This is a genomic window from Cuspidothrix issatschenkoi CHARLIE-1, assembly GCF_002934005.1.
Classification (GTDB): Bacteria; Cyanobacteriota; Cyanobacteriia; order Cyanobacteriales; family Nostocaceae; genus Cuspidothrix; species Cuspidothrix issatschenkoi.
The window spans coordinates 1-3,517 of record NZ_PGEM01000211.1 but is presented as its reverse complement, the minus strand read 5'-3'; the positions used below and the strand labels follow the sequence as shown (position 1 = coordinate 3,517).

At 38.8% G+C, this 3,517-nt stretch carries 4 protein-coding genes; 3 read left to right on the top strand and 1 reads right to left on the bottom strand.

Annotation, left to right across the window (positions count from 1 at the left end; all coding sequences use genetic code 11):
* Positions 1–123: 123 nt before the first annotated feature.
* The gene (gene xth / locus CUN59_RS20365) at positions 124–915 is read right to left on the bottom strand and encodes an exodeoxyribonuclease III (RefSeq protein ID WP_104389536.1); all 792 of its coding nucleotides are present in this window, start codon (positions 913–915) and stop codon (positions 124–126) included.
* A gap of 375 nt (positions 916–1,290) precedes the next feature.
* Between xth and CUN59_RS20360 the strand changes: the two genes are divergently transcribed.
* The 3 genes from CUN59_RS20360 to CUN59_RS20350 all read left to right on the top strand — a co-directional run bounded on the left by CUN59_RS20360 (position 1,291) and on the right by CUN59_RS20350 (position 3,302).
* Positions 1,291–1,482: a hypothetical protein gene (locus CUN59_RS20360; RefSeq protein ID WP_104389535.1), complete on the top strand. Its 192-nt coding sequence runs from the start codon at positions 1,291–1,293 to the stop codon at positions 1,480–1,482.
* A 130-nt stretch (positions 1,483–1,612) separates the two neighbouring features.
* The gene (locus CUN59_RS20355) at positions 1,613–2,635 is read left to right on the top strand and encodes a zinc-dependent alcohol dehydrogenase (protein ID WP_104389534.1); all 1,023 of its coding nucleotides are present in this window, start codon (positions 1,613–1,615) and stop codon (positions 2,633–2,635) included.
* A gap of 4 nt (positions 2,636–2,639) precedes the next feature.
* Complete coding sequence (locus CUN59_RS20350; RefSeq protein ID WP_243407007.1) at positions 2,640–3,302, top strand: hypothetical protein; 663 nt, start codon at positions 2,640–2,642, stop codon at positions 3,300–3,302.
* Positions 3,303–3,517: the final 215 nt, after the last annotated feature.

The following is a 3,517-nucleotide window of genomic DNA, read 5'->3' as shown; positions in this document are numbered from 1 at the left end:
CATTTAAGTTTGATAGTTTGATGCCAAAGGAAAATAGCTCCCATCCAACTCTTGAAACTGTTCCCAGTTAAGAGTTCCCTGTTCCCTCTCCTCACAGACAACTTTTTCAGCAAACCCTACATATCAACTATGATTAAATTCTACAATGACTGGTGTATGATCACTTGGTTGTACTAATTTCCGGGGTGCAACATCAATGATGCAACTTTGAGCGCGTTCGTATAAAGTTGGTGTAAGATAGTGATGATCTATACGCCAGCCTAAATTACGCTTAAAAGCAGCAGTTCGATAATCCCACCAACTATAATTTTCCCCTTCCGTGTTAAATTTCCGAAAAGCATCTGCAAAACCTAAACTCAGAACATCCCGTAAAGCTTGACGTTCTAATTCTGATGCCATGATGTGATTATCTATTTTTACCTTATCATTAATATCTATATCTTCTAAGGCAATATTAAAATCACCACACATAGAAATAGCAGGATTTGATAATAGTAATACCTGTAAATACTCTCTGAGTATTTTTAACCAAGCTAACTTATATTCATACTTTTCACTACCAATAGATGAACCATTAGGAACATAAAGATTAATAATTCTAACTCCTTCAAGTATACCGGAAATTACTCGTTTTTGTTCATCCCATACTGAAGATAATTCTGGTAAAATGGAACTAAAACCCATAATTACATCTGTCAAAGGTTGACGACTAATTAAAGCCACGCCATTATAAGATTTTTGCCCGGAAATATACGGATAATAACCTAATTCTTTAAACGCGATACTGGGAAAGTCCTGATCTATGACTTTAGTTTCTTGTAAACACAAAACATCTACAGGATTTTCTCTTAACCAATTGATAACCTGTTCTAAGCGTGTACGAACAGAATTAACGTTCCAAGTAGCAATTTTCATGATTTAATTATCAAAATGAAGGTAAAATAAAGGTAAAGTAATTATCTCATAAAAAATATATAGTTATGATCCCTAAGATAGATGAACAGCGTCTATACTGGTTTATAGTTTAGTAATGATCCCACAGTTTTTCATTGTTTTAACAGAAAAGCAGGTTGGAGAAATATCTGAAAATCAGGTTAATTTAGCATTTATTGATAGTTTTTTCCTCATGAATTTCTCCATGATGGAGAAGTGCGAATTGTGAATAAAAGACTACAAAAAATGATCGCCATCAAATCAAGTATAAATCTAGAATTTGGAATTGTTTAAGGGTAGTGCCTAGATTAATTCTGACATTACTCGTGTTTAATTTTTTAAAAGGAGGACATTGGTATGAGTATCATAGTTAACACCTGCCCATGCTGCGGTGGTTCGATTCTGCGTCATGTCCGCCATCATGAAGTTTATTGGTTTTGTCTTTCCTGTAGACAGGAAGTACCCGTATTAACTGTAAATGGTGTATCTAAATCCAACTTAGAACCCCGTAATCAAGAAGTTTTACCTCAAACCGCTTTAAGTTCTTAGATTGTTCAATGATGATTTGCTAATTTTAAATACAAAATATATTCTGCTGCCATTTAATATGGTATTGATGTAAACCTTACTCCTGGGTGCAAACACTGCGCCCCTATTTCTTTTTTATGGGTGAAACGCTTTGTTAGCAGCATTACTCTACGGACAAGAGGATTTACGCCTAGAACAAGTTACCGATCCCACTCCTCAAGCTGGTGAAGTGGTGATTCAGGTGGAAGCGGCCACCACTTGTGGCACAGATTTGAAAGTGTGGCGACGTGGTGGCCATGCGAAAATGTTGACACCACCCACACTGTTTGGTCATGAAGGTGCGGGACGAATTGTAGCTGTCGGTAACGGGGTGACTAATTGGCGGGTAGGCGATCGCGTCGTAGCCAATAATTCTGCCCCATGCATGAAATGTTTCTTTTGTCAACGCCAAGAATATTCTTTATGTCCCCATTTAACTTGGAATAATGGCACATTTGCGGAATACATGAAAATTCCCGCGCCCATTGTCCAGCATAATTTGTTACCCGTTCCCGATCACCTGCCATTTGCTTTAGCCGCCATGACTGAACCCCTGGCCTGTGTCTTGCATGGTGTCGCCCGTGCTGGTGTCAAACCCCAAGATCGAGTAGTGGTTTTAGGTGATGGGGCAATTGGTTTAATGTTTGTCGCAGTATTAAGTAAAAATACTGAAGTTATCCTCTGGGGTGGGAATAACCAACGGCTAGAAATTGGGGAAAAGTTAGGTGCAGCAAAGACTTTTAACTATCATCAAGTTGCAGATATTCCTCACACAGTTAAAGAATTAACCGATGGTTGGGGGGCAGATATAGTTATAGAAGCTACAGGTGTACCGAGCGTTTGGGAAACAGCGATCGCTTGCGGTCGTCCTGGTGCAACTATCAATTTATTTGGTGGTTGTCCAAAAGATACCACAATTACCGTCAACACCGAACAACTGCATTATAGTGAACTTACTCTTAAAGGTGTATTTCATAATACACCAAAATATGTAAAAGCAGCTTTATCACTCATCGCTAGTGGTACAATTCCTTTTGACTTACTCATTAGTGAACAGCGACCTTTACATGAACTAGAACAGGTATTCATGGATATGAAGGCACGTCAAGTCATTAAAGTAGCGATGTATAACTAAAAAAATGAGCAAACAATCTTTACTGAAGTTATTGAAACAATCCAGTATAAATCCCCGTGTCCAAAACGGACTCCTGCCTCCGGTTGGTGAGAGACCTAGAACCACCGCCTCCTGCCCCCTGGCTTCCCTATTGATTTTACCTTTGTATTTTATACCTTTAATTTCAGCAGAAATACTATTAGATTCTGCCGCTACAGCCTTACCTGGAGAGACAACAGAGGAGGTAACTACATGGATTCAAGCCCATCCTACCCTCAGACCCAGGCAAGGAGAAAAATTATTTGTTAGTAAAAGTGATACAGCAGCGCAAAGATTCACCTTCCAAGCCTCCGTATTACCTCCCGGTAAAGTCACATTTACCAAAGACCGTAGTACAATTCGTACCGAACGCATGACCATGTTTGATGCAGTCAATGGCATCACAATACCACGATTAGAAGAATCTTTACGAGTGATTTATGGTTTAGATGTGTATCAAGATTATAATGATGCTCAAATTGTGTATCAATATCCTAACCAAAGTGCAATTAACACAGCCAGATTAGCAAAAACACCGATTCGCGAAGCTTTACAGGGAGAATTGCGAATAGGCGATCGCTATGCGTATTGGGTGGAAATTGCCCAACCCAAACAGGGTAAAGCAGTAAACCAAAAAGTTTTTTCCTGAAGGGAGATCGCCAAATACTGTGCAGTATAGAATACTTTTTGATTCCCAATACTTAATCAGCAGACATAGTATAGATAATAATTACTTATGATTAGCTGGTTAATAATTTCTTGACGCTAACCGGATGGAATATAAATGCTTTCAACGATTTGATATTTCCTCTGTAGGGCTTGAGTTAAAAAGGCTAACATCTGTTGAGGGGAAAAAAGGGGGCG